The sequence below is a fragment of the Exiguobacterium sp. s128 genome (assembly GCF_018618815.1).
In the GTDB taxonomy this organism is placed as follows: Bacteria; Bacillota; Bacilli; order Exiguobacteriales; family Exiguobacteriaceae; genus Exiguobacterium_A; species Exiguobacterium_A antarcticum.
Genome location: NZ_JACSMT010000089.1, coordinates 1 through 1650, shown reverse-complemented (window position 1 = coordinate 1650; position 1650 = coordinate 1). Strand labels below are relative to the sequence as shown.

The following is a 1650-nucleotide window of genomic DNA, read 5'->3' as shown; positions in this document are numbered from 1 at the left end:
TGAACTGCTCCCCGTCAAGTAGACAGGCGAAATAATAAAAATCTTTTAAACGGCTTGAGCCCTGAATTCCAGCGGACTCAAGCCGTTTAGTCGTTCTTGGTATCGTTCTTCGTTATAGAATCGAATGTATTGCTGAATCGCATGACAGAGTTCGTCGAACTCCTCAAACTTATGTAGATAATAACTCTCACACTTCAATGCGCCCCAGAACGATTCCATCGGACCATTATCGATGCATTTACCGACACGAGACATACTTTGTGTAATGCCTGCTGCTTTCGTCATTCGACGGAAAGCATGCGACGTATATTGAAACCCACGATCGCTATGTAGAAGTGGTTGGCTTTCTGGTGCGCCCTGAAGGGCGCGTTCAAGCGTATCGAACACGAGTTGATTGTTATTCGAATGACCGATGACAAACGAACGAATGGATCCGTCGTACAGGTCTAGAATGGCACTTAGATACGCCTTTTGGGATGCGCCATACTTCAGTTCCGTGACATCCGTTACCCATTTCTGATTCGGTCCCGCCGCATGGAAATCACGATTCAGGATATTCTCTGTCGTCTGTTGAGGAAGGTGGCGCATATATTTGGGACGCTTTCGACGGATGACACAGTAGATTCGGGCAACGCCCATCAAGCGACGGATTCGCTTCGAGTTGACGTTTCTGCCAAAGCGACGTTTCAGGTTCAGTGTCATTCGGCGGTATCCGTAAATTCCGTTCACCGAATAGTGAATCTGGCACATCTCTTCGATGATCCGTGTGTTCTCGGTCTCCCGTACCGTCGGTACACGATGTAACCATTTATAGTAAGCTGCACGCGAGATACCCGCAAGGTCACATAAGGCTACGATGGGATAACCGAATTGCGCTGCGAATGACTGGATCGCCTCGTATTTATCTCGATTACGAACTTGGCTTAACGTGACCTCCTCTCGATCTCCTCTAACTTTTTTAGGAAAGCGTTCTCCATTCGCAGACGCTCATTTTCTTTCTCGAGTTGTTTCATTTCAATAGTGAAACGTTCTCCAGCGGTCAATTCTTCCTTCGGTTTCCGACGTCCCCGGCGGTCCAACAGTGCGTCTATCCCGTCTTTCTCGAACTTCCTTACCCAGCTGTAGATTTGTTGATACGAGACCCGATGGGTCTTCATGGTGTGTTGATAGTCTTTCCCGTTCTGTATGCAGTCCATAACTGCCTCGACGCGCTCTTCGAATGTTGTTTTTCTTGCTTTGGTCATAGTGAATCGCTCCTTCAACGGTTTCCCTTGAGTACTATGACCAGTATACTGGCTAATCCATCTTTGAAGCACGCTCTTACTCGAGATGCCGAATCTTAGCGTGGCACTCCTGAGTGATTCCTCACGGTCTAGCACTGCGCGTACGGCCTGTGTTTTCAGTTCTTCTGAATAGCGTGTCCATCCCGTTCTATTACTTAGAGCTGAGGCACCACCGTGACGGTATCGTCTTCGCCAAGTATTCAACGTATCGAGTGAAAGCTCGAAGAGCGACGCAATCTCCTTTAACGTATATGTTCCGTTATCGTACATCTGTATGATGTGTATTTTTTCATCAAGCAAAAATTTAGATGTGGCCATAGAAAAAGCTCCCTTCAAAAGTAGACAGTTTTGTTATTTCAACTGTCTA

1 protein-coding gene is annotated in these 1650 nt (G+C 46.9%); it reads right to left on the bottom strand.

All coding sequences use genetic code 11. From position 1 onward, the window contains the following. Positions 1-45: 45 nt before the first annotated feature. Positions 46-1601 (bottom strand): IS3 family transposase gene (locus tag KNQ13_RS15650; RefSeq protein WP_236624308.1). Its coding sequence is split into 2 segments (ribosomal slippage): positions 46-962 and positions 962-1601, totalling 1557 coding nucleotides; the frame shifts between segments, so codons are not numbered across the junction. Positions 1602-1650 lie beyond the last annotated feature (49 nt).